Origin of the sequence: Thalassospira mesophila (assembly GCF_002115755.1) — a bacterium.
In the GTDB taxonomy this organism is placed as follows: domain Bacteria; phylum Pseudomonadota; class Alphaproteobacteria; order Rhodospirillales; family Thalassospiraceae; genus Thalassospira; species Thalassospira mesophila.
The window spans coordinates 194,540-219,167 of the sequence record NZ_JFKA01000004.1 but is presented as its reverse complement, the minus strand read 5'-3'; the positions used below and the strand labels follow the sequence as shown (position 1 = coordinate 219,167).

Genomic DNA, 24,628 nt, shown 5'->3' with positions numbered 1-24,628 from the left:
GCATGGCGTTATAAACCGGTGATAGAGCTGCGCTGGCATCACCGGGGCAGGCTGGAAAATTTAACAACCAAAAGATTGCCATTTTCTGCTGCAATGCAAATCAGGGCCTGTATGATAATGGTTCTATGGGGAAATTTCTGTTGGGAGCTACCCGGCAGATCGCGCGCAAAAAGAAAGCGGAGCTGAAGCTTTGAAAAAGATACTCGCTGTCATTGGCGCCCTTGTGGTGGTGATCATTGTTGCCTTGCTGGTTATTCCGTCGCTGATCGACTGGAACAGCTATAAGTCCGAGGTGACAACAGCCGTAAACGAAGCCACAGGACGCAATCTTGAATTGCGCGGCGATTTGTCGCTTTCATTGCTGCCGTTTCCCGCGCTTTCGGTGGAAGACGCGGTTTTGGGCAATGTTGATGGTGCGACCGATGAAAACATGGTCACGGTCAAGGAAGTGCAGGTTTCCGTTGCCCTGATGCCGCTTCTGACCGGCAATATCCAGGTGACCGAGGTTCGTTTGATTGACCCGGTTGTTTCGATTGAAACCTTTGCCGATGGCAGCAACAACCTTGTTTTTGATCCCAAGGATGCCGAAGGCCACGGCCCGCAAGCCGGCACAATCAATAACCCCGAAGACCAGCCCGTTGCGCGGTCAGGCACCCCGCAGGATGCACCCGCACCCGCAGCCGATAACGGCGAAAGCTCGCTTGCCAGTTCGGTTCGGGTTGACAGCCTGTCGATTGAAAATGCCACGATTATTTACCGCGCCCCGGGCACCGAAGAGCGGATCGAGGGCCTGACCCTGAGCGTTGAAGCCGACAGCCTGAATGGCCCGGCCACCGGGGAAGGCTATGTTTTTTATCGCGGCATCCCGATGACCTTCAAACTTAATCTTGGCGAAATCAGCCAGAGCAAACCGTTCCCGGTTTCGGTTCGTTTGGGTATTGATGAAGTTGATGGCGGCATTGATGTTGGCGGGCAGATTGACCTTTCCGGCGCAGCCCCGGATTTTAACGGTGAAATTAACGGCAAGTTCGACGATTTGCGCAAGGCCGCCCAGCGCATTGCCGGTGACGATGCCGATATCCCCGATATTGCCGCCAAGGAATTTGACCTGTCGGGCAAACTGGCCGCCAATGCCAAGGCCGTAACGGTCAATGATCTGGCGGTGCGGTTTGGTGAAACCCGGGGTTCGGGTGCGCTTTCGGTTGCGACCGAACCCAAAATGAAGGCCGATTTGGCTCTGCGTTTTAACCAGCTTGACCTTGATGCAATTATGGCGCTGGCCAGTGCATCGGGCGGGCACAAGGATGCGGCAACGGGTGCTGCGGGTGAAAAACCGGCGGCTGATACTGCTGCCAATGTGCCCGATGCGGTTAAACCCAACGGGCAATCCATTCCCTCGCAGGGGCGCAAAAATGATGTCGCAAGTGCCAGCACGGCACCGCTTATTCCCGCTGATCTGACCGGATCGATTGATCTGGAAGTGGAAAGCCTGATTTATAATCAGACCCCAATCCACAATGCCCGGATCAATGCCGGTATCGCGAATAGTAAAATCACGCTTAACGAAGTTTCGGCGGGCTTGCCCGGCGGTACCGATTTGCAGGTCTTTGGCTCTATTTCCGGGGCGAAACCGCAGGTCAGTGCCGATTTGCGTTATGAAATTGCGTCGGAAAATATCCGGGCTGTTATGCGCTGGCTGGGTGTGGATGTGGAAGGTGTGCGCGCCGATCGCTTGCGCCGCTTCTCGCTGACCGGCGGGTTAAAAGGCACACCGGACCAGATCAGCATTAATAACGTCGATATGCGCCTGGACGACACCGCCGTTCGCGGGGCGATTGTTGCCAATCTCGATAGCGAAGGTTTGCCAGCCCTTGGTATTGGTTTGAAGCTCGATAAAATCAATCTTGATCAATATATCGGGGCAAGCTCGGCAGCGTCATCGGCGGCAAAACCGGCCGCCGCGGACGGTGCAAACGGAGGCACCGCCGCGGGTGCTTCTGGCGCGGACGTTGCCAGCACCGACAAAACAGCCAGGCAGGATCTGGTTAAAACCATTCACGATGCATTTGCACCGTTAAATGGCCTGGCCGCGAATTACCGTATTGGCGTGGATGAAGTTATTTCATCGGGCGTTGCCATTCGCGGCATTTCGGTTGAAGGCAGCCTGCGCGGTGGCAACATCACCCTTAAAAACCTTGCTGTCGCCGATGCGGCAGGCATGTCGCTTCAGGGTAGCGGGGCATTTCTGGGCGAAAAGGATGTGCCGGAATTTAAAAACCTGAAACTGGGTGTAACGGCAAAAGATTTGCGGCCGCTGGTAAAGCTGACCGGGATTACCTTACCGGCCCCGGCGGCGAATTATAAATCGATGAAGGTTGATGTGGCGCTGAACGGTGCCATTACCGGCCCTGATATTGATGCCAGCCTGTCAAATTCAACCCTGCAGGTGGCCCTGAAAGGCCAGTTGCAAGACCTGCTGGGCGATGCGCCGGGCCTTAAAGGCGATATCAGCGCACAGGCCGGCAGCCTGAACCGCGCCTTGCCGCTGGTGGCGCCAACCTACACGCCATCGGGCGACCTTGGCCGTTTGGCATTGCAGGGCACGGTGGATGGTAATGCCAAAAACGTTGCCATTAATATTGCCAAGCTGGCCGTCGGGTCGTTTCAAACCAGCGGCACGGTTAAAATGGATGCCGCAGGTGCGCGCACCAAACTTGATGTCAGCCTGAAAGGCGGCAAGCTAAAGGTTGATCCGTTTATACCGGCATCCAAACAGGCATCGCTTGATGTGCCGCGCACCGGGATGCGCCGGGCGGCTTTGCCAGCCTTTGATAATGCCTTGCTCACCCGTGTTGATGCCCGCGATGGCACGCCGTGGGATGACAACGTGATTGATGTTTCAGCCCTGCGTTTGATTGACGGCACCATTGCCATTACGCTGGACCAGCTTGATTACGATCATTTCTCGCTGATCAACCCGGACCTGTCGGTAAAGATGGATCAGGGGCTGGTGACGATTGATAAACTGACCGGCAAACTGGGCGATGGTCCGCTGGCGATTTCCGGCACGTTTGATGCCCGCAAGGACACCCCGAAGCTTGATTTGACCGGCACCCTTGATAATGCCGATGTGGCCAAAGTCTTCCCGATCCGCGTTGCCAATGATGATGTGACCGGCCGGGCAGGGACCAAATTTACGGTAACGGCAACCGGGAAATCGTCACGGGCGCTGGTCAAGGCTTTGAACGGCACGGCGAATTTCGCGCTTAAAGACATTCGCTTTAGCAATGCCGATAAACGGTCGGCTGATCCCAAGCTGGATTTGCAGGCATTGCTGCGTCAGGGACCCGCCGCGATGGTGGTCGAAGGTGTTGGCAATAACGACCTTTTGCGCACCCTGGATGCGGATTTGAAAATTACCAACGGGATTGTCAAAACCACGCGGGTTGATGCAACGTCGCGTGTGGGCACCGCCGATGCCGATGCGACGATTGATTTGCCCAAATGGATTATGGATACCGAGGCCGATTTTGATTTTTCCGAAAAAATCGAAGATCTGCCGCCATTCAGTGTTTATGCCAAAGGCAAAATCGATGATCCCGCGATTAGCGGGCGCATGGACAAGGTTGCGGTGAAAACGCTGGAAAACCTGCTGGGCAAGGCGTTGGGTGGTAAAAACTCCGACAGCAGCAGCGAAAGCCAGTCCAGTGGCGACAAGGCCAAGGATGCCGCCAAGGGGGTTCTCAAGGGGTTGTTGAACCAGTTTGGCCGGTAACTTTAACGCCTGAAGATGATTGTAAATGCAAAAACGGCTCCGGTTTCGGGGCCGTTTTTGTGTTTCGGGCAGGGGCGCATTACGGCCATGTTCATAAAACTGCAAAAAAACCTTAACAAATGGTGATTGCTTCGACATGATCCGCTCGTCGATTCCCCCGCAAAGGTTATGGTTGGTATGGTCGCGAAAAAGACGGCGCTCGATAAAGACCTGAAATGGCAACGCAGGATGGATGCCGGTATTGGCGAGACGGCCTCGCTCAGCGCAAAGCTGGGCCTGTCGCTTGTTTTCCTGCTGGCATGCAGCGCATTTGTTGCTTTTCACATGGGCGGGCTGCCGCGAAGTGGCTTTTTGATCGCAGCGGCGGTCATTGGCGGCTATATGGCGCTTAACATTGGTGCCAACGACGTTGCCAACAATGTTGGTCCCGCCGTGGGTTCGCGCGCGTTAACAATGCTGGGTGCGTTGCTGGTCGCCGCTGTGTTTGAGGCGGCCGGGGCCATTCTGGCCGGGGGCGAGGTGGTCAGTACCATTAAAAACGGTATCATCGACCCCGGGCAAATGCCCGATGCCCAAACCTTTATCTGGGTGATGATGGCGGCCCTGCTGGCTGCGGCCCTGTGGTTAAACCTTGCGACCTATCTTGGCGCGCCGGTATCAACCACCCATTCCATCGTTGGCGGGGTGATGGGGGCCGGTATGGCCGCTGTTGGTACCCATGCGGTAAACTGGTCCAATATGGGGGCAATTGCCGCAAGCTGGGTGATATCACCGGTGCTGGGCGGGGTGATTGCGGCCGGGTTCCTGGCCTTTATCAAATTCAAGATTTTATATGCGCCCGACCGGGTGGCCGCAGCACGAAAATGGGTGCCGCTTCTGGTCAGTATCATGGTGTCGGCTTTCACCATGTATCTGATGATGAAGGGCATTAAAAAGGTTTGGAAGGCCGATACCTTTACCATCATTCTGATTGGTATTGCCGCCTTCGTCCTTACATTATGGCCGGTGCGCAAGGCTGTTTTTCGCGCCTCGGCCAATATGACCGGGCGGCGCAAGGAAATTGCCTCGCTGTTTCGTCTGCCGTTAATTGTGTCGGCGGCTTTGCTGTCCTTTGCCCACGGCTCCAACGATGTGGCCAATGCCATTGGCCCGTTGGCCGCGATTGTGTCGGGCGTGGATCAGGGCCAAATCGTCACGTCCGCGCCAATCCCGATCTGGGTGATGGTGATTGGCGCACTGGGTATTTCGGCCGGTTTGATCCTGTTTGGGCCAAAACTGATTAAAACCGTTGGCAGCAAAATTACCAAGCTGGACCCGATCCGGGCCTATACCGTGGCGCTGTCGGCAGCATTAACCGTGATTGTGGCGTCGGCCTTTGGCCTGCCGGTCAGTTCTACCCATATTGCGGTCGGCGCGGTGTTTGGTGTGGGGTTCCTGCGTGAAACCTTAAGCCATCGTCGCCGCCTGCATGATGCGCCGATGCTGATTGGCGAAAACAGCGCGCTGAACGCGCAAAAGCAGGATATCGAAGCCCTGCGCCAGATGGACCCGACCCTGGCCGAACGGGCCGAACGCAAGCTGCAAAAACGCCTGTTGGTGCGCCGTCGATATGCCCTGACCATTGCAACGGCATGGATTGTAACCGTGCCTGCCGGGGCGTTTTTGGGCGCGCTTTTATTCTTTACCATCCGCGGCATGATGCTGTGAGGATGGCACCGGTTCGCAGCGTTTCTCCATAATTCCCGGAGTAATGCGCGATCTGCGGCAAGGGCCGGAACATTCTTTTGAGTGTTCCGGTCTTTGTTTTTTGCTTGACCCTGCACGGTGCGGGGCGTAAACAGCGCGCAATATTTTTGCGACCCATTTTGCGCATCGTCGTTCCGGATACCGGCACCGCGAGATTTGTTATGCCCGGGTTTTACCAAACAAGGTTCTGAAAACATGAAAGCCATCATTGCAGGCATTCTGGCAATGGCCGCCACGGTTGTTGCTTCGAACATTCTGGTCGAATATCCGTTGCCTGGCGTTCTGGCCGATTGGCTGACATTCGGGGCCTTTACCTATCCCGTCGCATTTCTGGTGACCGATTTGACCAACCGGGCACGCGGGGCGCGGGCCGCCCGGTTTGTGGTGTTATCGGGCTTTGCCATTGCCGTTGTGCTATCGCTGATTTTTGCCGATACCCGCATTGCCATTGCATCGGGCACGGCATTTTTAGTGGCGCAATTAATGGACGTTACCGTGTTTGACCGCCTGCGTCAGGCCAGTTGGTGGAAAGCGCCACTGGTATCCTCGACCATCGGGTCGATGCTCGATACCGCCCTGTTTTTTTCAATCGCATTTGTCGGCACCGGCCTTCCGTGGCATACATGGGCGCTGGGCGATTTTTCGGCCAAAATGATCATGGCGATGACGTGTCTGGCCCCGTTCCGCATATTGATGACGGTTATTCGCCCCACCAACCGGAATGATGCACCAGCCGCACAATCGGCCCGTGCCTGAGCTGTCTTTGATCCTGCCTTGTTATCGCGGTGTTGTGACACTGCCAAAATGGAAAAACAATGAAAGTCGATCTGTTCGATTTTGACCTGCCGCGCGAGTGCATTGCCGAACATCCGGCGGACCCGCGCGATTCCGCCCGGATGCTGGATTTGACCGGCGGGCAGATGAGCGACCGTATCGTGCGCGAACTGCCCGATATGTTACGCCCCGGCGATTTGCTGATTTCCAATGATACCCGCGTTATTCCTGCCCGCCTGTTTGGCAAACGCGGGGAAGCCAAAATTGAAGTCACCTTGCACAAGCAGGAAGGGCTGGGGCAGTGGCGTGCCTTTGCCAAACCGGCCAAAAAGCTGCGCATCGGCGAGATTTTCAAGGTCAACGAGGCTTTTGAAGCCGAAGTAATGGACAAAAAAGACGGTGGCGAAGTTTTGCTGCGTTTTAATGTTTCCGGTGCCGATTTGATTGCCGCGCTGGAAAAATACGGTGTGATGCCGTTGCCGCCCTATATCCGGCGCGATGCCGGGGGCGATGATCAGGACCGCCACGATTATCAAACCATTTTTGCCCGTCATGACGGCGCGGTGGCGGCCCCGACAGCGGGCCTGCATTTTACCCCGGAACTTCTGGCAAACCTGGATGCACGCGGCATTGCCCGGCGCACCATTACCCTGCATGTGGGGGCGGGTACGTTTTTGCCGGTTAAGGTCGATGACACCGATGATCATAAAATGCACGCCGAATGGGGCAGCATTTCGCCGGAAATTGCCGCGTTGATCAATGAAACCCGCGCCAGGGGCGGGCGGATTGTGGCGGTGGGCACCACGTCGTTGCGCTTGCTCGAAAGTGCGGCGCGCGAAGATGGCATTGTTGAACCGTTTGAAAACGAAACCAGCATTTTCATTACACCGGGCTATAAATTTCGCGGTGTTGATTTGTTGCTGACCAATTTTCATTTGCCGCGATCAACGTTGTTTATGCTGGTGTCGGCCTTTGCCGGGTATGACCGTATGAAGGCGGCCTATAACCACGCGATTGCGCAAAAATACCGTTTTTATTCCTATGGCGATTGCTCGTTGCTGGAATGCGCCAACCAAGTTGAAGCACTGAAAAAGTCATGACCGAATTTCGTTACGAACTGCTGGCAAAAGATGGCAAGGCACGGCGCGGGCGTATTCATACCGCACACGGCACCATTGAAACCCCGGCTTTCATGCCGGTGGGTACGGCTGCCACGGTAAAGGGCATGATGCCCGAAAGCGTCGCTGCCACCGGTGCCGAGATTTTGCTGGGTAATACCTATCATCTAATGTTGCGCCCCGGTGCCGAACGCATTGCGCGGCTGGGCGGTTTGCACAAATTTATGAACTGGGACAAACCGATCCTGACTGATAGCGGCGGGTATCAGGTGATGTCGTTGTCAAGCTTGCGCAAAATCACCGAAGAAGGTGTGACGTTTAAAAGCCATATCGACGGGCGTAAATTTTCGCTGTCGCCGGAACGCTCAATGGAAATTCAGCATTTGCTGGGTTCCACCATTACGATGGCGTTTGACGAATGCACACCTTTCCCCGCGACCGAGGACGTGGCAGCCGAAAGCATGCGCATGTCGATGCGCTGGGCCAAACGGTCGCGCGATGCGTTTGTAAATCGTGAAGGCTATGCCCTTTATGGCATTCAGCAGGGCAGTGTGTTTGAAAACCTGCGCCGCGAAAGTTCGGACAAACTGGCGGAGCTGGATTTGCCGGGCCATTCGGTGGGTGGCCTTGCCGTGGGCGAAGGCCAGCAGGTGATGTTTGATACGCTGGATTTTTGCGTTGATATGCTGCCCGCCAACAAACCCCGTTACCTGATGGGCGTTGGCAAGCCATCCGACCTGGTGGGTGCCGTTATGCGCGGGATTGACCAGTTTGACTGCGTGTTACCCACCCGGTCGGGCCGCAATGCGCAGGCATTTACCCACCGTGGCACGGTGAACCTTAAAAATGGCCGTCACCGCGATGATGACCGCCCGCTAGATGATCATTGTTCCTGCCCGGCCTGTTCGCAATATTCGCGCGCCTATTTGCACCATCTGATCAAGGCGAACGAAATTTTGGGGGCGATGCTGTTGACCTGGCATAATTTGCAATATTATCAGGACCTGATGAAGGGCATGCGCGACGCCATTGCAAACGGCCAGATGGACGCCTTTGCCAAGCAGTTTTATGCCGATCAGGAAGGCGGGGATATTGATCCTGTGCCGATGATCCAGGATTAAGGCGAAGGGATTTAACCATGTCAGACCAAAGCATTTACCAGAACCTGACCATGCTGGGCGGTGATACCAAACAGCCCGAAAGCCCCGAAGAAGCGGTGCTGGAAAAGGTGAAAAACCCGCAGGAAGGCACGGATTATTGCGTGCGGTTTGTGGCCCCGGAATTTACATCTCTGTGCCCGATTACCGGCCAGCCCGATTTTGCCCATATCGTGATTGATTACATCCCCGATGGCTGGCTGGTTGAAAGCAAGTCGCTGAAACTGTTTTTAACCTCGTTTCGCAATCACGGTGCCTTTCACGAAGATTGCACGGTCAGCATTGGCAAGCGCATTGCCGAAACCCTGAACCCGAAATGGTTGCGGATTGGCGGTTACTGGTATCCGCGCGGCGGGATTCCGATTGATGTGTTTTATCAAACCGGCCCGGCCCCGGAAGGCGTGTGGATCCCCGATCAGGGGGTTGCGCCGTATCGCGGGCGGGGCTGACAAGGCCGTTGCTGGCGCGGGATGAATTTAAAAACGTCCCGGCATGATATGTTTTGAAGCAGTTGCAGGCAGGGCATCCTTTTGGGTGCCCTGTTTTTTATGGCTCGGTTAATAATATTGATAATTATTCTCATTGCGAGGGTGAGGCGTTCTTGTTATGCAAGGGGTGTTGTGCGCTGCTGTTAGAAACGGCGGGTTTGTACGACAGATGTTTGCGCAAGATGGGCCATATAGATGCGTCGCGATACAGCGTCGATTTTAATCAGCAGTTTTCAGGAAAATTACGACCATCTGGTGCGGTTTTTAACCCGTCGTATGGGCGGGGATTCCCAACGGGCTGCCGATATTGCCCAGGACACCTATTTGCGCCTGGCATCGGCGCCGCCCGGCGATGTGCAAATTGATAATCCGCGTGCCTATATTTACCGGGTTGCCGGTAACCTGGCGATTGACTGGCTGCGCCGCGAAAAACGCCATAGCGGCAGTGGAACGGAAACTGCGCAGGATGCCTGCCTTGTTGCGGACCCAAAACCATCGCCCGAGGCAACGGCCATGGGCCGTGAACAGTTGGCCCTGCTGGACCGTGCATTGGACCGGTTGCCGGAAAACCCGCGCCGGGCCTTGTTGATGTTTCGGGTGGATGGCCTGCCCCATGCGGAAATTGCACGGCAATTGGGGGTTTCGGAAAGCATGGTTGCCAAATATATTGCGCGCGCATTGCAACAATGCCGCGATGAGCTTTGGCGGGCGGACCAAAAATAATGACATTTGAATTGCCGGTTTGGCCGTGCCTGAACGTCTATATATCAGGGGATGATTTTTCCCTGTGCGGAATGGATGGCCAAACAACAGGAATGCGCCGGTGAGCAAGCACACAAACGGGCAGGACCGCGACCAAGGCCGGGACAAAAAAGACATCAGCAATACCGCCATTGACTGGCTGGTAAAGCTGTCGTCCGGGCATGTTAGTGCCGATATGCAACAGCAATATCGCAATTGGCTGTCGCAATCGCGCGACCATGCTGTTGCCATGGAGGAAGCCCGGTTGTTGCTGCACGGCATTGGCCAAACCGGTGCGGCACAAAACTGGCAGGCTGATAACGAAGGCGCATATCGCAACATCGTATCGCCTCGCAACGCCGCATCGCCAGAGCCAGAAGCAACACCGCGCCAGAATATGCCAACGGCAACGCCCGGTTTTGGCCGGGATCGTCGTGGATCAGCGCCGTCTGATCACGATGTGCAAAAGCACCGAACCGCGCATCAGCATCCCGGCGCGGATGCGAAAATGCGCAAGCCGATATCGCGGATGGGGCGCGGGGCGGGGGCGTTGCTGGCGTCACTGGTCGTGCTGGTTTGTTTAACTGCCGGGGTGATTGTGCCGGGCATGGTTGGCCCGGTGGCCGGGCTGTTTGCCGATTACGCGACGGGCATTGGTGAACGTCGCACGGTTACATTGCCCGATGGTACAATTGTTCGTTTAAATACCGCGTCGGCTTTGTCGGTTAATTATTCCCCAAATCGCCGCGAAGTGCATTTGGCGGCGGGCGAGGCCCTGTTTGAAGTGGCCAAAAACCCGAACCGGCCCTTTGTTGTGATGGCCGCAAACGGGCAGGCCCGTGCCGTTGGCACCGTTTACGATGTGCAACTGGGTGATGATGGTGTGCATGTCGGGGTTCGCGAAGGCATTGTTGCCGTTTCAACCGGGCAAAGTGCGACCCGGCCGGTAAATGTGACGGCTGGGCAACGGGTTTCCTATGACGGGTCGGGGAAACTCTCGGGCGTTATATCGGACGGGGTGGATGCCCAAACCGCGTGGATGCGCGGCAAGCTGATTTTTAATCGTCAGCCTTTGTCGGCTGTGATTGCCGAAATTCAGCGCTATCGCCAAGGCCGGATCATTTTGGCAAACCCCGATCTGGCGGGGCTTAAAGTGAGTGGTGTTTTTGATTTGAACGATCTGGATGATCTGTTGAAATCGATTGATGACACCACCGACGCACATGTTTTTTCTACCATGGTCGCGACCGTAATCTATTGATTTAAAACCCTGAAATAGAACCCGGCAATAAAACAGCAAAAATTTTTGAAATTTCTGCTGCAAGTTTGCGTTGCGGGTTTCGTCATATGACCAACAGCAAGTGATAACGGTTATCAAAATCATTTGCATTGGGGTGACCAAACTTAAAGGGTTAAACAATATGACGCTGGGTTCCAACCGTGCCAAATGGCAGGCCGCACCCGTTTTTGCCGCTTTTTCACATCATGTTCCCGGTCGCGCTGCCGCGCGCTGGGCGGGTCGGCTGATGATGACGACCATGATCTCCGGCGCAACCGTGGCGGGCGTAATGATATTGGCAACACCATCATGGGCGCAAAGTGGCCCGGTTGCCGAGGACGCGGTGATTAATTTCAGCATTCCCGCCCGGAATATGGATAGCGCGCTAACCCGTTTTGCCGATCAGGCCAATGTGAAACTGTTTTTCCCCAGTGGTGGTGTTGCCAGTGTGAAATCGCCTGCGGTAATGGGCCGTTTTACCCGCGAACAGGCGTTGCAACGGCTGCTGGCCGGGTCGGGTTATAGCTGGCGCATGAGTAATGGCGACACCATTACGATTGAAAAAATCGCAACCACCGGTGCGGCCGAAGGCGATGTGGTGCTGGACCCGCTGCGGGTGGAAGCCGACAAGGAATTTGAACGCGCAGACGGCCCGGTACAGGGATATGTCGCCAAACGGTCGCTATCGGCGACCAAAACCGACACGCCGATTTTGGAAACACCGCAAAGCATTTCGGTGGTGACGTCGGACGAAATCGAAGATCAGGGATCGCAAACCGTGATGCAGGCGATGCGTTATACTCCCGGTGCCTTTACCGGGCAGGTGGGGGCATCAAACCGCTATGATTATGTGATTTTGCGCGGGTTGGTCGATCGCAGCATCGATAATATCTATCTCGATGGCATGAAAACCATGAGCGATGATTCAACCTATAGCTCGATGCAGATTGACCCGTATTTTGTTGACCGTATTGATACCGTTAAAGGCCCGGCATCGGTTTTATATGGCCGGTCGTCGCCGGGCGGGTTGATCGCACTTAGCAGTAAAAAACCCGAATTTGAACAAAAAGGCGAAGTCGAGGTTTCATATGGCACGCGCCAGCAACGCGGCGTTGCCTTTGATGTGACCGGCCCGGTGAGCGAAGGCGGCAAGCTGGCCTATCGGCTGGTCGGCAAGGCCGATGCATCGGACACCCAGTTTGATTACGCCAAGGAAGAACGCTATGTCATCGCACCGTCGTTAACCGCGAATTTTACCGATGACACCCGCCTGACCCTGATGGGATATTTTCAGCGCGACCCCGAAGGCGGCACCCACAACGGTGCCCCGGCCGACGGCACGCTTTATGCGCATAACGGGCGTTATATTTCGCGTAATTTCTTTGATGGCGACCCGTCACTGGAAAAGTTTGATCGCACGCAAAACATGGTTGGTTATCAGTTCGAACATGATTTTAACGACGATCTGACCTTCAAACAAAACTTCCGTTTTCTCGATTCCGATGTCGATATCGACCAGATTTACCAAACCGGCTGGGATGGCAATACCAACAATTTGAAGCGGTCCTATTATGGTGGCTATGAAAGTTTGCGCGCCTTTACGGTCGATAACCAGCTAAAGGGCAATTTTAGCACCGGTGATGTTGACCATACCATGATTGGCGGGCTGGATTACCAGCAACGCCGGTCGCGCACCAATTACTGGTATACGTCGGCGTCAACCATCAACCCGTGGAACCCGTCCTATGGCACTTCCGGTGTTACATTGGGCACGCCCTATGCGCTGGCAACCAAAACACTGGACCAAACCGGGGTGTATGTGCAGGACCAGCTTGCCTATGAAAACTGGCGTTTATCGCTAGGCGCGCGCGAAGACTGGGTTGAAACCGACAGCCTGAACCGCCTGACAGAAAAACGCACCGGCGAAGACCGCAGCAAACTTACGACCCGTGCCGGGGTGCTGTATTTGTTTGATAACGGGATTGCGCCTTATTTTAACTATTCCGAATCGTTTAACGCCAACCTGTATTCCGATGCCAATGGCGACCCGCTGGCCCCGACCGAAGGCACGCAATATGAAGCCGGGGTTAAATATCAGCCCAAAGGACGCGATATTTTGCTAACGGCATCGGTCTTTCATATCAAACAGGAAAATGTCGCCATTGCCGACCCGGTAACCTTTGTTTATGCGCCAGCCGGCACCATTAAATCGCAAGGGATCGAACTGGAAGCGCGGGCAAAACTGACCGATCATTTCAGCATGACAGCAGGTTATGCCTATACCGATGCCAGTTATGATGCGCCGGGCGATGTTAAAGATGGCAAAACACCGATGCAGGTGCCTGAACATACCGCGTCGCTGTGGGGCAAATACAGCTTTGATGCCGGGGTTTTGGCCGGGCTTGATGTGGGGGCCGGGGCGCGTTATGTGGGCGAAACCTGGGCCACGGCAGATAACACGCAGCGTGTGCCCGATTACACCATTGTGGATCTGTCGTTTGATTACGACCTGTCGCGCGTGGGTGTTGAAAATGCCGATATGCGCTTTAACATCAACAACCTGTTCGACAAGGACTATGTTGCGTCGTGTAATACCTTGTCGAATTGTTATTTCGGTGAAGAACGCACCATGCTGGCGACTTTGCGCTATCGTTTCTGATTTTCCCGTTAACCAGCCGTGATTGCGGCCGAAATGATACTATTTGTAAAAGGCCGCAGCCTCAAAAATGCTGCGGCCTTTTACCTTTGGCGGGCAGGGGGTATATAAGGCGCAGGATTGTTTTGCCCGAAGGACTGCCTGTTGATGCCTGGCCCCTGTGCACCTGCCATTCGTTTTGACGCCTTGCAGGCCAAAGCCCGCGAGATCGGTTTTGATGTGTGCGGCGTTGCCAAACCGGAAATTGACAGCCGCAACCAGCAGCGCCTTGATGAGTTTGTTGCGGGCGAGGAGTTTGGCAGCATGGCCTGGATGGCCGACCCTGAACGATTGCCGCGCCGCCGTGACCCCAAGGTTTTGTGGGGAGATGTGCAAAGCGTGATTGTGCTGGGCACCAATTATGGCCCGGCAGAAAACCCGTTGGCATTGCTGGACCATTCCGACCGGGCGATGATTTCGGTTTATGCCCAAAACCGCGATTATCACGACCTGATCAAAAAACGTTTGAAACAACTGGCGCGCTGGCTGGTGGAACAAACCGGCGGGGCCGAACAGGTTAAGGTGTTTGTCGATACAGCCCCGGTGTTGGAAAAGCCGCTGGCACAGGCCGGGGGCATTGGCTGGCAAGGCAAACATACCAATGTGGTGTCGCGCGATTATGGTTCGTGGTTGTTTTTAGGCGAGGTTTTCACCACCCTGCAATTCGATGATGCCCCGCAAAAACCCGAGATCGACCATTGTGGATCGTGCCGTAATTGCCTTGATGCCTGCCCGACCAATGCGTTTCCCGAGCCCTATAAACTTGATGCCAGGCGGTGCATTTCATACCTGACGATCGAGCATGACGGCGTTATTCCGCGTGAATTTCGCCGGGCGATCGGCAATCGCATTTATGGCTGCGATGATTGTTTGTCGGTGTGCCCGTGGAACAAATTTTCCAGCCGCACCGAAGAACTGGCCTTTATCGCGCGCGCCGAACTCACAGCCCCAAGGTTGGCCGATTTTTTGGCGATGGATGACGATGCCTTTCGCGCCTTTTTTGCCGGATCGCCGATCAAGCGCATTGGACGGGCAAAGTTTTTGCGCAACGTGCTGATTGCGATTGGCAATGACAAAAATGGTGGCGATGCCAGCACCATCGCGCAATTGCACAATTTACTGGCTGATCCATCGGCCCTTATTCGGGCCAGTACCGTGTGGGCGATGGCGCAATTAATGGACGACGCAGCGTTTCATGAAGTGCGCCAGCACCAGTTGGCGGCGGAAACCGACGCAACGGTTTTGGCCGAATGGCGAGATGCGGTTTAACGCACCGTTTCAAAATGATAGCGCACGGTTGCGTCATCGTCATGGATCAGGGCAATGCCATAGCCCGGTTCCAGCCACGGTTTATCGGGCAGGCCCATGCCCGGCTGCATGGCAAGCGGTTGCCCGGTAAAGCTGCTGGCACCGCCGGTAAAGGGAATGCCGCGCCACACCCCGTGGCAGGGCCGATGCACATGGCCAAAAAAGATGTGGCGAATGGCAGGGTGCGTTTGCAAAACTTCGCCAAATTCATCGGCATTTTGTAAACTGATGCTGTCCATAAACGGCAAACCCACGGCGACCGGCGGATGATGCATAAACACCAGGCAGGGCAGGTCGCGCGATTGCTGCAGTTCGTTTGCCAGCCATGCCAGACGGCGGGGGCATAAAATGCCGCTATCTTCGCCGTCCGATAAAGTATCCAATAATATGATCTTTATGCCGTTGTGTATAAAGGCATAATTGATGAAACCGTTTTCATCATGCGCGGTTTGGGGCAGGGCCGCCAATAAGGGTTCGCGCAGATCATGGTTGCCGGGAATGAGATGCACCGGCATTGGCAGGGCGGCGATGGTGGCGGCAAACAGGGCATATTGCGTGGGCGTGCCATCGTGGGTTAAATCGCCCGAAACAATGCAAAGCTCGGCATCATGATGCCACTGGCAAATATCGGCAATAATGTTTTGCAGGGTCTTTTGCGGGTGTGGTTTGCTGGCAGATAGTGCATCGGCGGCAGGGTCGGTGAAATGGCAATCGCTCAGGTGGATAAGTTTCATAATCGGCCCTGTTTGTCCCTGACTGTCAGCAGGCTTGCTGTTAAGACTATATCGTGTTGTTTTGTCTGTCTGTTCAATGGAATTTTTGATGACTACCGAAGTTCGCAAACGATCCATCACCATTGCCGGGCATCGCACCAGTTTTTCGCTGGAAGACGCGTTCTGGCAGGAATTACAGCGCATAGCCCTGCGCGAAGGGCACAGCATTGCCGAAATGGTGGTGTTGATTGACGCGGGGCGCGAGGGGAATTTATCCAGCGCGTTGCGACTGTATGTTTTGCACGATTTGCAACAGCGCCTGCATAGCGCGCAACCGCCTGAAACACCCGCCCTTAACCCCGACCAAAGCGAGCCTGCGTAAATGACTGACCAGAAAATAATGGCGATTACCGGCGCAAACGGTTTTGTCGGGCAAGCCGTGTGCAAGGCCGCCCTGGCCGATGGTTATGGGGTGCGCGCGCTGGTGCGCAATGATGCGGCCAAGGCGCAATTACCCGCAGAACTGGCGCAACATGCCCGCGTGGTTGGCGATATTGATGGCAACACCGACTGGGCCGATCATTTGCACGGGGTATATTGTGTGGTGCATCTGGCGGCGCGCGTACATGTGATGCGCGATGCGTCCGCCAACCCGTTGGCGGCCTTTCGCGCTGTGAATGTGGCGGGCAGTTTGCATCTGGCCCATGCGGCAGATGCCCAAAATGTAAAACGCATGGTTTTTGTAAGCTCGGTCAAGGTCAACGGCGAGGAAACACTGTTTTCCGCCTTTAACGAGCATAGCCCGGTGCATCCCCACGATCCCTATGGACAATCCAAGGCCGAGGCCGAAGATGCGCTGCGCCAGTTTTCGCAAGCATCGGGGCTGGGCCTGACGATTTTACGGCCGCCATTGGTATATGGGCCTGGGGTAAAGGCCAACTTTGCTGCTTTGGCAAAACTGGCATTACGCGGCATTCCCTTGCCATTCGGGGCCATTCGCAACCATCGCAGCCTGATCCATGTTGATAATCTGGCCGATGCCTGTGTGGTTGTCGCAAGGCACCCAAGTGCCTGTTACCAGACCTATATGGTGTCAGACGGGGAAGATTTTTCAATTGGTGAAATGATTGCACTTTTGGCGCAAGGCATGGGCAAAAAGGCGTTGTTGATCCCCGTGCCGGTGGCGGTTTTGGAATGGCTGGGCCGTCTGACGGGCAAAACGGCACAGGTCCAGCGCCTGACAAGCTCGCTGCAGGTGGACAGCCGCGCCATTCGGCGTGATCTGGGCTGGTTGCCGCCGGTCAGCGCCCGCGAGGGGCTGCGCGCCGTCGGCGCATGGTTTTCGCGGTCGGGAAAAGCAGGTTAAAAATTAAAGGACCGGCAAATTATGTGCGGGCTGATTGGTGCAACCACGCGGGCGGCGCGGTCATGGGGGCTTAACGCCGCGCGTGATCTGGCGCATCGCGGACCGGACGGCTGGGGGATATGGCCCGCCGGGGATGGTGAAAAAGCATTTTCGGGTCAGCACCCGGATACCGCCACAAACGATAAGGCGGGGCCGGTTTTATTGCATCGTCGCCTTGCCACAACAGATACCAGCCCGCAGGCCCGACAACCCGTTATCAGCCGCGACGGGCGGTTTGTGCTTATTTTTAACGGTTATATTGCCGGTTACAAGCGCATGCGCGCGCAGCTTGACCGTGCCGCGTTGCGCGCAGAGCAAGCAGCACATACAGCCCAGGTTGCCCGGACTGTAACGGGTGGCGCAGCGACAGCAACAGGGGCGGATCCTGTCGCTGTTAAGGATCACGATCAAAGCCGGTCTGATACCGATGTGCTGCTGGCCTTGCTGGGCCGGGTGGTGTCGGGATGTGACGAGAAATATGGCGATCGGGCAGGACCGGCATTGGCACAGATGCTGGCCGGGGTGGCGGGGGCTTATGCCTTTGCCTTGTGGGACAATCACCGGTCTGCCCTGTGGCTGGGGGTGGATGCGATGGGGCAAAAGCCGGTTTATTTTGCCCGGCGGGCCGACGGACACCTGTTTTTTGCATCTGAGCTGGCCCCCTTGTTAAGCGCACCAGGGCTTGATGTTGCCCCCGATGCGGGCGCGCGCGATATGGTGCGCAGGCACTTGTTTGTCCCCGCCCCGCAAACCCCTTGGCACGGTATTTCGCAATTACAGCCCGGCCACATCATGTGTTGGCAGCACGGAAACATTGCGCGTTATGGCCTGCCGACCGTGCGCGCCTGTGCGGGCGGGGTATCGCAGAGCGCACAGGTGCCCGCCGTCCGACAGCCCGGCACAGATAACGCGGCATCCGGGGGAGGTGACAGGCAACGCGAGACTGTGGTGCGTGCCAGTCTGGATGACGAAAATAGTCCGGCTGCGGATCGTGCCGTTTTAAACAGGCCATCGGATGTCGTGGGGCGATTGCGCCGCCATGTTTATCGTGCGGTGGCCGATGCCATGACATGCGACCGGCCTGTTGCCTGCCTGTTATCGGGCGGGATGGACAGCGCCGGGGTTGCCGCGATGGCCGCCCGGGTGGCGCGGCATCGGGCACGCCGGGCGGATATGCCGGTGGCGGCGGTGATGGGCTTTGCCGGGCAGCCAATGGACGAAACCATGCGGGCACGCCAACTGGCCAGCCATTTGCAAATGCCGTTAAAAATAATCCCGGCCCCGCATGACCCCGAAGATTTATTGACCCGGTTACGGGCCGGGCTAAAGGCCTTTGGCGGGCCGTTTGGCAACCCGGCAATGATCTTAACGCATTGTTTAAGCCAGTCGGTGGCCGACATTGCCCCGGTTTGCCTGACTGGCGACGGCGGGGACGAGGTTTTTGGCGGCTATCGGCGCTATCAAATGGCGCAACGGGCCGAAAAATGGCTGCGCGCCCCGGCTTTTATGCGCCGTTATGCCAGTTATGTTGCCAATGGCAGTGTTAGAACCTTGCCTGTGCAACCGGGGCAGCATTTGGCCGGGATTGCCAAGTTTCTGGCGGCCACCACCGGCGATCGCGGCGATGTTTTAAGGGCCTGGAACAATCGGTGCGTGATCACACGGACCCGCCCCGGACATGGGGAACTGGCCGGAATGCCAAGCTTTGACGCCATCCCGGATTTGGCGCGTGCGATGATGCAGTTTGATCTGGATGTAAATTTACCGGGCAATCAACTGGCAATGAGCGACCGCATGGGCATGGCATTTGGTGTGGAATATCGCCCGCCCTTGCTGGACCGCGCGGTGCGAAAGGCGGCGGCATCAATACCGGCGAAAGACCATTTGGCCGGGGCAGGCAAGGCGGTGTGGCGCCAGGCGGTAAGCCCGTTTGTACCGGCGGGGTATCTTGATGTTGCCAAGGCGGGTTTTAACCCCCCGGTCGGGCAATGGATGCACGATATTGCGGTGCTGTTGTGGGGGGATGAAAAAACGGCGCAAAACCGGATGTTTGAAGACATGCCGGTTCATGCGGCCACCCGGCAAAAATTATGGCAGCGCGCCCTTGGCAATGATTTCGATGCCGCGCTGACATTGTGGAATTTGCTGGTTTGGCAGGTATGGCAAATGTACGACGGTTCGTCCGCCCAAACCCCGTAAATCAATCGTTTTGGCAACGGTTAAAAGGGCGCTATTGGCGCAATCAGCCAGCATCAGGTTAGCGCCCACGACCGGCTGCGACGATAAAGGTTAAGGGCGGTAAGGGCGGTTGGGGCCAGTTGAACCACCCGGCGCGACAGTTTGACAAGGTGGTGTTCGTCAATATCGGTGCGATCGAGAAGATTATGGGCCGCATCGCACAAATCGGCCAGTTGGCGCAGCCCAAAGGTGCCCGATGTGCTTTTAAGAACATGGACCTCGTTGCGAACCGCGTGAAAATCAGACCGTGATAATGCTTCATCAATTTGCATCAGCCGCGATTCCGTTTCGCTGATAAACAAATCAATGCCGTTTGCCGCCCCGTCCATGCCGGCTTCGCGGTACAGTTCTTCAAGAATATCGACATCCAGAACCGGGCTTGCCGGAAGGTCGCTGGGCGGATTTTTAAGGGTGTGATTGATTTTTTTCATCCGCGCGGCGGGCGTGGTTGCGGCAAGCGAGCTTGCCGCGGTGCCGGGCAGGCTGTGGGCAAGGTTTTCGCTGATCACGCGTAACAGGCTGGCGCGCTGGATTGGTTTGCTGATGAAATCGTTTACACCTGATTGCCGGGCAATCATGTTCCAGTCGCGTGTGCGGTGCGCGGAAAAGGCAATGATGGGCAGGCGCGAAGACGGCCCGTCCATATGGCGGATGCGCCGGGTGGTGTGCAGCCCGTCCATATCGGGCATTTCAACATCCATCAAAATAATGTCAACGGGGATACCCCGGCGCAAAATATCCAGAACGGTTTGGCCGTCGCCCGCTTCCATCACGCTGAAACCCTCGGCCTGCAACATGCGGCGGGCCACCATGCGGTTTGAGGCGCTGTCATCGGCGACCAGAACCGTGCCGCGTTTTTTGTTTTCAACATCGGTAAGGCTATGGCGCAATTCGCGGGCATGGATATGCGGGCGGACCATGCAAACCGATAGCATGCCGCCATTATCCAGACTGGTTTCATCGAATATCAGATCGTCTTCGGCAATTCCGGTAATCAGTTGATTCCACGCCGGATTTGCAAAAATAAGACGTTCATTGGCGTCAAACAGAGCAATTCCCGCATTGGATTGCGAAATTGCATCTAAAATCTGTTTTTCCATAGGCCACCTTGTTAAACCGGCGCCCTTGTCCCGTAACCATAAGATTTTCTGTTTTTTGATGGTGGTATTTCGTGGTGCAGCTTCAACCATTTTTGCCGGTTTTTTTTAATAAGTCTATGATTTTGTTGTCTTGCGTGCGGGTGACGTCGTGTGGGGCACGGCATTATTCGTGTCAAAGGCACCCATAATGGCGTTTTGCAAATGTGATTTTGTTGCAGATGCACATATTTGGGCAGCATGCAGAAATGCGGTTTGGATTTTGCCCGCCTGATACAAGGTGGTAAAATTACAGCCTGTTCTTTTTAACGGCCCGCCATCGCGGGTTGCGGCGGTATTGATGTTATCGTGGGGGCAATAAAAAATATTATGGGCGAAACGGGGGGCTTCCGGAGCTTTTGCCGGTTGCAAGGGGCGCGCGATAAACAAGCCGCCACGACAAACAGCAAGCAGGGCAGCAAAGGCAAAAACCAATGAGCCGGCACGTTTTGGTGGTATGCGCGACCGTTTTCCTGATGGCGCAGGGGGCATTTTTTCGAACCGCGCAGGCCGATGAACAAAACCGTTTCATTACCATTGGCACGGGTGGCCCCACGGGGGTTTATTATCCGGTCGGTGGGGCAATTTGCCGTTTGATAAACCAGTCGCGCCGCTTGCACGGCATTCGTTGTACCGTCGAGTCGACGGCCGGGTCGCTTTATAATATCAAGGCCTTGCACGGTGGCGACTTTGACTTTGGCATTGCCCAGTCAGATATTCAGGCCGATGCCAGCCACGGAACAGGCCCTTTTGCGCAAACCGGGGCGGTTAAGGATTTGCGCGCGGTGTTTTCCCTGCATGTTGAAGCCTTTACCGTTTTGGCTCGCGCTGATGCCAAAATTATTGATTTTGACGATTTGAAAGGCAAGCGGGTTAATATTGGCAATCCCGGTTCTGGTGCGCGCGACGCGATGGAACGGGTAATGGCGGCCAAGGGCTGGACCCTGAATGATTTTGCCCAGGCATCGGAACTTGGCGCGGGCCAACAGGGCGATGCGCTGTGCCAGAACCAGATCGACGCGACGGTCTATAGTGTGGGGCACCCGGCAACCACAATTTCGGACACGGCAGGCGCCTGCGACACTGTTCTGGTCGATGTGGCCGGGCCGGCGATTGACCGGTTGCTGGCCGAAAATGATTTTTACAGCAAAACCGTGATCCCGGGCGGCCTGTATTATGGCAACCCCGACCCGGTCACGACAGTTTGCGTTGGATCCACCCTGATGGTTTCTGCCGCAACAGACCCCGAAATTGTTTATCAACTGGTGAAAACCGTGTTTGAAAATTTCAATGCTTTCAAACGCGCGCATCCGGCACTGGCGGCATTGAGCAAAGAGGACATGGTCCGTGGCCCCTTTCCGGTGGCCTTGCATGAAGGGGCACAACGCTATTACCGCGCAGCAGGATTGCTGGGGGATGGCGGGGGCCAGGGCCAGATACACAATCAGCGTCGCTCCGGGGAAGAGCGGCGCTGATATTGTGTTTGCGAGAAGGGGGAGACAACCCGCAGAAGAAGACGTTGTCTTTCCGGTGTCTTTCCGGTGTTGTCCGGGTGCTGGCCGGTCCGGCGTGTGTCGGGGGGAACGAACACCTTGCCGTTTAAACAACCCGGCACAGGTTGTTTTTGATCAGCCAACAAAATGATCATGACAAAAAACCGCCTTGCTGTGGTGTCACGTATTTTCACGCTTTCGTGAGGGTAAACCAGTTTGTTTTGCGCAGCCGGGAACTTTTGCATCTTTAAAAAGTTCGATGTGCTGTTGCTTGAAAAAGCAGCGGATCTTTTACAATTATGTCATGATTGTAAAAAGTGCAGCCAGAGGGAGAGGGCTGGCTGCAGAAAGCATATTTTCGATTGGGGATTTTAGTATCGCGATGATGATGTCAAACGGGCGCAATATGTGCCGGACCGCCATAGGGATAGCGACACTGGTGGTTTTCGGGTTTCATGCACCGGTATCGCAGGCCGCCAATATTGATGTCCCGGAGATAACCACGATCCCGGCGGGATGGTTCTGGCAGGGGTCTGACAGTATCGAGCGCGATTATGCCTACCGGATTGATGAACAGATTTATGGCCAGGATGTCGCACATCGTAATCGCTGGTATGATTCAGAAACCACCAAATGGCGTATTTATCTGCCCGAATTTGATATCTCGACAACTCCGGTCACCAACCGGCAATATGCTGCTTTTGTCAAAGACAGCGGTTATCCGGCCCCCGGTGTCACCAAGGAAATCTGGGATACTTACGGGCTTGTGCATGGCTATGAGGCCACCCGTCCTTTTGCCTGGAAAAAAGGCGCCCCGCAGCCGGGCCGTGAAGACCACCCGGTGGTGCTGGTATCGTGGCAGGACGCCGTGGCATATACCCATTGGCTTAGCCAGAAAACCGGTGAAACCTGGCGCCTGCCCAAGGAGGCCGAATGGGAAAAGGCCGTGCGTGGCCCCGACGGAACGTTTTATCCGTGGGGCAATATTTATGACCCGACCCTGTTAAACAGTGCGGATCGCGGGCCTTTTGATACGGTGCCGGTTAAATCCTATCCGCCGGGGCCATATGGTTTGTATGACGGGGCGGGGCAGGTTTTTGAATGGACCCAGACCCAGCGCCAGCCCGGCGCACGGATTGTGAAGGGGGGCTCGTGGGATGACCGGGGATGCGGCGTTTGCCGCCCGGCAGCCCGCCATAGTCGCCCCGAACATTTGCGCCATATCCTGATCGGATTTCGGGTTTTGCACCAGCCTTTGGCCCGTAAATAGGTATTTTCACTTGTAGTTTTCCCCCGCAGGCGTGACTGTGGGGGAACTGGCCTTCTGCCGGTGCGACATTTCCCTTTGGTTTTGCAGGCTAGGTCAGCAGCGGATCGTCGATAAATCAAGTGGTGATACAACCATGACGGAACTGGAAATTAACTGGTCGGAGTTGTCCACCAGCCAACTGAAAACCATGATGGCAGCCGGACGTGATGTGATGGAATGCCATCGCGTTTTGTCGGCAACAGGTGATAATATCGTTGGTGAACTGATCCGGACGACGGGGGCGTTTTACGAATGGACGCATTACCCGCAAGGCGATGTTTATGACCGGACCAGCCACGGCCAGTTTTATTACCATGCCCACCCCAAGGATGAGCAGCGCGACTGGGCCGAGCATGGCCATTTCCACAGTTTTATGCGGCCGCGCGGCATGCCGGAGTCGGCCCGGCCCTTGCCTATTCCCGGCGTTGAATTGCCCAAAGGTCCGAACGAAGCCCTGTCGCATCTGATTGCCATTTCCATGGACCAGTACGGGTTTGCTCAACGGCTGTTTACCACCAATCGCTGGGTAACCGGGGAAGTCTGGTATGATGCCGAAACGGTGATTTCGATGCTGGACAATTTTATTGTCGACCACGCCCAGCCCTCGTGGCCGGTAAATCGCTGGGTATCGGGGATGATTGCGTTTTATCGTCCCCAGATCGAAATACTGGTGCGCCAGCGCGACGAGGTCATTACCCGCTGGGTTCAAGACCACCCCGACGCCGATGTTTACGAAGACCGTGACCTTGAAGTGACATCGCAATGCCCCATCCGGGTGGAAGAGCAAATGCGCCATATTTCCACAGAACTGGCCAATCGCCGCTAACCTGCGACTTTGTTATCCGCCAGAACGTTTTTCCGCCAGCCCGGTAAACAGACTCGAAGGGATGGGCTGACAAGCACCACGCGCAACCAAATTAGAGCATATTTCCTTTAATAAGACCCATTCTGTTTGATTTTGACGTGCCGTTTGGCAAGGCACAGCGTGCCGCGCGATGCGGCGCATCGCGCAAGCGGTGTAACGCCGCCAAATGCCGTCAAAATTAAACCCTACGGGCCCGCCCATTCTTCTGCTCGGCTACGTCGAAATCCTTGTCCGTAACCCCGTTACGCCCTGCGGACTTCTCCTTGTCGAGCAGCAGAATGCGCGGGCAGAATGGGTCTTATTAAAGGAAACATGCTCTAATGCAGCGGCGTGCGGCGGTCGGGTATCAGGGCGGAACATTTCAGGACGAGACAAGGCATCAAAAAAG

General features: G+C 55.7%; 18 protein-coding genes. 16 read left to right on the top strand and 2 right to left on the bottom strand.

Translation table 11 applies throughout. The features are described 5' to 3' along the window. Positions 1-190: 190 nt before the first annotated feature. From TMES_RS11170 to queG, 10 genes are all read left to right on the top strand, one after another. Positions 191-3,775, top strand: a complete 3,585-nt coding sequence (locus TMES_RS11170) for an AsmA family protein (RefSeq protein ID WP_085582469.1) — start codon at positions 191-193, stop codon at positions 3,773-3,775. 177 nt (positions 3,776-3,952) lie between these two features. Next, positions 3,953-5,482, top strand: coding sequence for an inorganic phosphate transporter (locus tag TMES_RS11165; RefSeq protein ID WP_085582467.1), 1,530 nt, complete (start codon positions 3,953-3,955; stop codon positions 5,480-5,482). Between the two features lie 234 nt (positions 5,483-5,716). Further along, positions 5,717-6,277, top strand: a complete 561-nt coding sequence (locus tag TMES_RS11160) for a queuosine precursor transporter (protein WP_085582465.1) — start codon at positions 5,717-5,719, stop codon at positions 6,275-6,277. A 59-nt stretch (positions 6,278-6,336) separates the two neighbouring features. Then, positions 6,337-7,395, top strand: a complete 1,059-nt coding sequence (gene queA, locus TMES_RS11155; protein ID WP_085582463.1) for a tRNA preQ1(34) S-adenosylmethionine ribosyltransferase-isomerase QueA — start codon at positions 6,337-6,339, stop codon at positions 7,393-7,395. Continuing rightward, positions 7,392-8,534 (top strand): tRNA guanosine(34) transglycosylase Tgt, encoded by a 1,143-nt coding sequence (gene tgt, locus TMES_RS11150; RefSeq protein WP_085582461.1) that lies wholly within the window; start codon positions 7,392-7,394, stop codon positions 8,532-8,534. Before queA ends, tgt begins: the two co-directional genes overlap by 4 nt. A 17-nt stretch (positions 8,535-8,551) precedes the next feature. Continuing rightward, positions 8,552-9,019 (top strand): preQ(1) synthase, encoded by a 468-nt coding sequence (gene queF / locus TMES_RS11145; RefSeq protein ID WP_085582459.1) that lies wholly within the window; start codon positions 8,552-8,554, stop codon positions 9,017-9,019. 234 nt (positions 9,020-9,253) lie between these two features. Next, complete coding sequence (locus tag TMES_RS11140) at positions 9,254-9,781, top strand: RNA polymerase sigma factor (RefSeq protein WP_085582457.1); 528 nt, start codon at positions 9,254-9,256, stop codon at positions 9,779-9,781. A gap of 100 nt (positions 9,782-9,881) precedes the next feature. Then, on the top strand, positions 9,882-11,060 hold the full coding sequence (locus TMES_RS11135; RefSeq protein WP_158091226.1) for a FecR family protein: 1,179 nt from the start codon (positions 9,882-9,884) through the stop codon (positions 11,058-11,060). A 160-nt stretch (positions 11,061-11,220) separates the two neighbouring features. Further along, a complete protein-coding gene (locus tag TMES_RS11130; protein WP_143589626.1) occupies positions 11,221-13,737 on the top strand; it encodes a TonB-dependent siderophore receptor in 2,517 nt (838 codons plus the stop codon). 144 nt (positions 13,738-13,881) lie between these two features. Further along, the gene (gene queG / locus TMES_RS11125) at positions 13,882-15,042 is read left to right on the top strand and encodes a tRNA epoxyqueuosine(34) reductase QueG (RefSeq protein WP_085582453.1); all 1,161 of its coding nucleotides are present in this window, start codon (positions 13,882-13,884) and stop codon (positions 15,040-15,042) included. Here queG and TMES_RS11120 read toward each other — a convergent pair. Next, complete coding sequence (locus tag TMES_RS11120; protein ID WP_158091225.1) at positions 15,039-15,815, bottom strand: phosphodiesterase; 777 nt, start codon at positions 15,813-15,815, stop codon at positions 15,039-15,041. The genes queG and TMES_RS11120 overlap by 4 nt on opposite strands. A gap of 88 nt (positions 15,816-15,903) precedes the next feature. Between TMES_RS11120 and TMES_RS11115 the strand changes: the two genes are divergently transcribed. The 3 genes from TMES_RS11115 to TMES_RS11105 are packed head-to-tail and all read left to right on the top strand — an operon-like array spanning position 15,904 to position 19,398. Beyond that, complete coding sequence (locus tag TMES_RS11115) at positions 15,904-16,176, top strand: ribbon-helix-helix domain-containing protein (protein WP_085582854.1); 273 nt, start codon at positions 15,904-15,906, stop codon at positions 16,174-16,176. Further along, positions 16,177-17,160 (top strand): UDP-glucose 4-epimerase family protein, encoded by a 984-nt coding sequence (locus tag TMES_RS11110; RefSeq protein WP_085582449.1) that lies wholly within the window; start codon positions 16,177-16,179, stop codon positions 17,158-17,160. 21 nt (positions 17,161-17,181) lie between these two features. Then, on the top strand, positions 17,182-19,398 hold the full coding sequence (locus TMES_RS11105) for an asparagine synthetase B family protein (RefSeq protein WP_085582447.1): 2,217 nt from the start codon (positions 17,182-17,184) through the stop codon (positions 19,396-19,398). A gap of 53 nt (positions 19,399-19,451) precedes the next feature. On the opposite strand, the gene TMES_RS11100 is transcribed toward TMES_RS11105, so the two are convergent. Next, positions 19,452-20,537 carry a response regulator gene (locus TMES_RS11100; protein WP_085582445.1) on the bottom strand — a complete coding sequence of 362 codons (1,086 nt, stop codon included), beginning with the start codon at positions 20,535-20,537 and terminating at the stop codon, positions 19,452-19,454. A gap of 470 nt (positions 20,538-21,007) precedes the next feature. On the opposite strand from TMES_RS11100, the gene TMES_RS11090 reads away from it, so the two are divergent. The 3 genes from TMES_RS11090 to TMES_RS11080 all read left to right on the top strand — a co-directional run bounded on the left by TMES_RS11090 (position 21,008) and on the right by TMES_RS11080 (position 24,201). Beyond that, positions 21,008-22,048, top strand: a complete 1,041-nt coding sequence (locus TMES_RS11090) for a TAXI family TRAP transporter solute-binding subunit (protein WP_085582441.1) — start codon at positions 21,008-21,010, stop codon at positions 22,046-22,048. A 400-nt stretch (positions 22,049-22,448) separates the two neighbouring features. Continuing rightward, the gene (locus TMES_RS11085; RefSeq protein WP_245835357.1) at positions 22,449-23,336 is read left to right on the top strand and encodes a formylglycine-generating enzyme family protein; all 888 of its coding nucleotides are present in this window, start codon (positions 22,449-22,451) and stop codon (positions 23,334-23,336) included. A gap of 133 nt (positions 23,337-23,469) precedes the next feature. Further along, positions 23,470-24,201, top strand: coding sequence for a DUF6969 family protein (locus TMES_RS11080; RefSeq protein ID WP_085582439.1), 732 nt, complete (start codon positions 23,470-23,472; stop codon positions 24,199-24,201). Positions 24,202-24,628 lie beyond the last annotated feature (427 nt).

Coding starts and splice junctions, on each gene's coding strand:
- queA (WP_085582463.1), top strand. CDS start 6,337: ATGAAAGTCGATCTGTTCGATTTTGACCTGCCGCGCGAGTGCATTGCC.
- TMES_RS11085 (WP_245835357.1), top strand. CDS start 22,449: ATGATGATGTCAAACGGGCGCAATATGTGCCGGACCGCCATAGGGATA.
- TMES_RS11090 (WP_085582441.1), top strand. CDS start 21,008: ATGAGCCGGCACGTTTTGGTGGTATGCGCGACCGTTTTCCTGATGGCG.
- TMES_RS11160 (WP_085582465.1), top strand. CDS start 5,717: ATGAAAGCCATCATTGCAGGCATTCTGGCAATGGCCGCCACGGTTGTT.
- TMES_RS11110 (WP_085582449.1), top strand. CDS start 16,177: ATGACTGACCAGAAAATAATGGCGATTACCGGCGCAAACGGTTTTGTC.
- TMES_RS11115 (WP_085582854.1), top strand. CDS start 15,904: ATGACTACCGAAGTTCGCAAACGATCCATCACCATTGCCGGGCATCGC.
- TMES_RS11105 (WP_085582447.1), top strand. CDS start 17,182: ATGTGCGGGCTGATTGGTGCAACCACGCGGGCGGCGCGGTCATGGGGG.
- TMES_RS11120 (WP_158091225.1), bottom strand. CDS start 15,815: ATGAAACTTATCCACCTGAGCGATTGCCATTTCACCGACCCTGCCGCC.
- queF (WP_085582459.1), top strand. CDS start 8,552: ATGTCAGACCAAAGCATTTACCAGAACCTGACCATGCTGGGCGGTGAT.
- TMES_RS11140 (WP_085582457.1), top strand. CDS start 9,254: ATGCGTCGCGATACAGCGTCGATTTTAATCAGCAGTTTTCAGGAAAAT.
- TMES_RS11165 (WP_085582467.1), top strand. CDS start 3,953: ATGGTCGCGAAAAAGACGGCGCTCGATAAAGACCTGAAATGGCAACGC.
- tgt (WP_085582461.1), top strand. CDS start 7,392: ATGACCGAATTTCGTTACGAACTGCTGGCAAAAGATGGCAAGGCACGG.
- TMES_RS11080 (WP_085582439.1), top strand. CDS start 23,470: ATGACGGAACTGGAAATTAACTGGTCGGAGTTGTCCACCAGCCAACTG.
- TMES_RS11130 (WP_143589626.1), top strand. CDS start 11,221: ATGACGCTGGGTTCCAACCGTGCCAAATGGCAGGCCGCACCCGTTTTT.
- TMES_RS11100 (WP_085582445.1), bottom strand. CDS start 20,537: ATGGAAAAACAGATTTTAGATGCAATTTCGCAATCCAATGCGGGAATT.
- queG (WP_085582453.1), top strand. CDS start 13,882: ATGCCTGGCCCCTGTGCACCTGCCATTCGTTTTGACGCCTTGCAGGCC.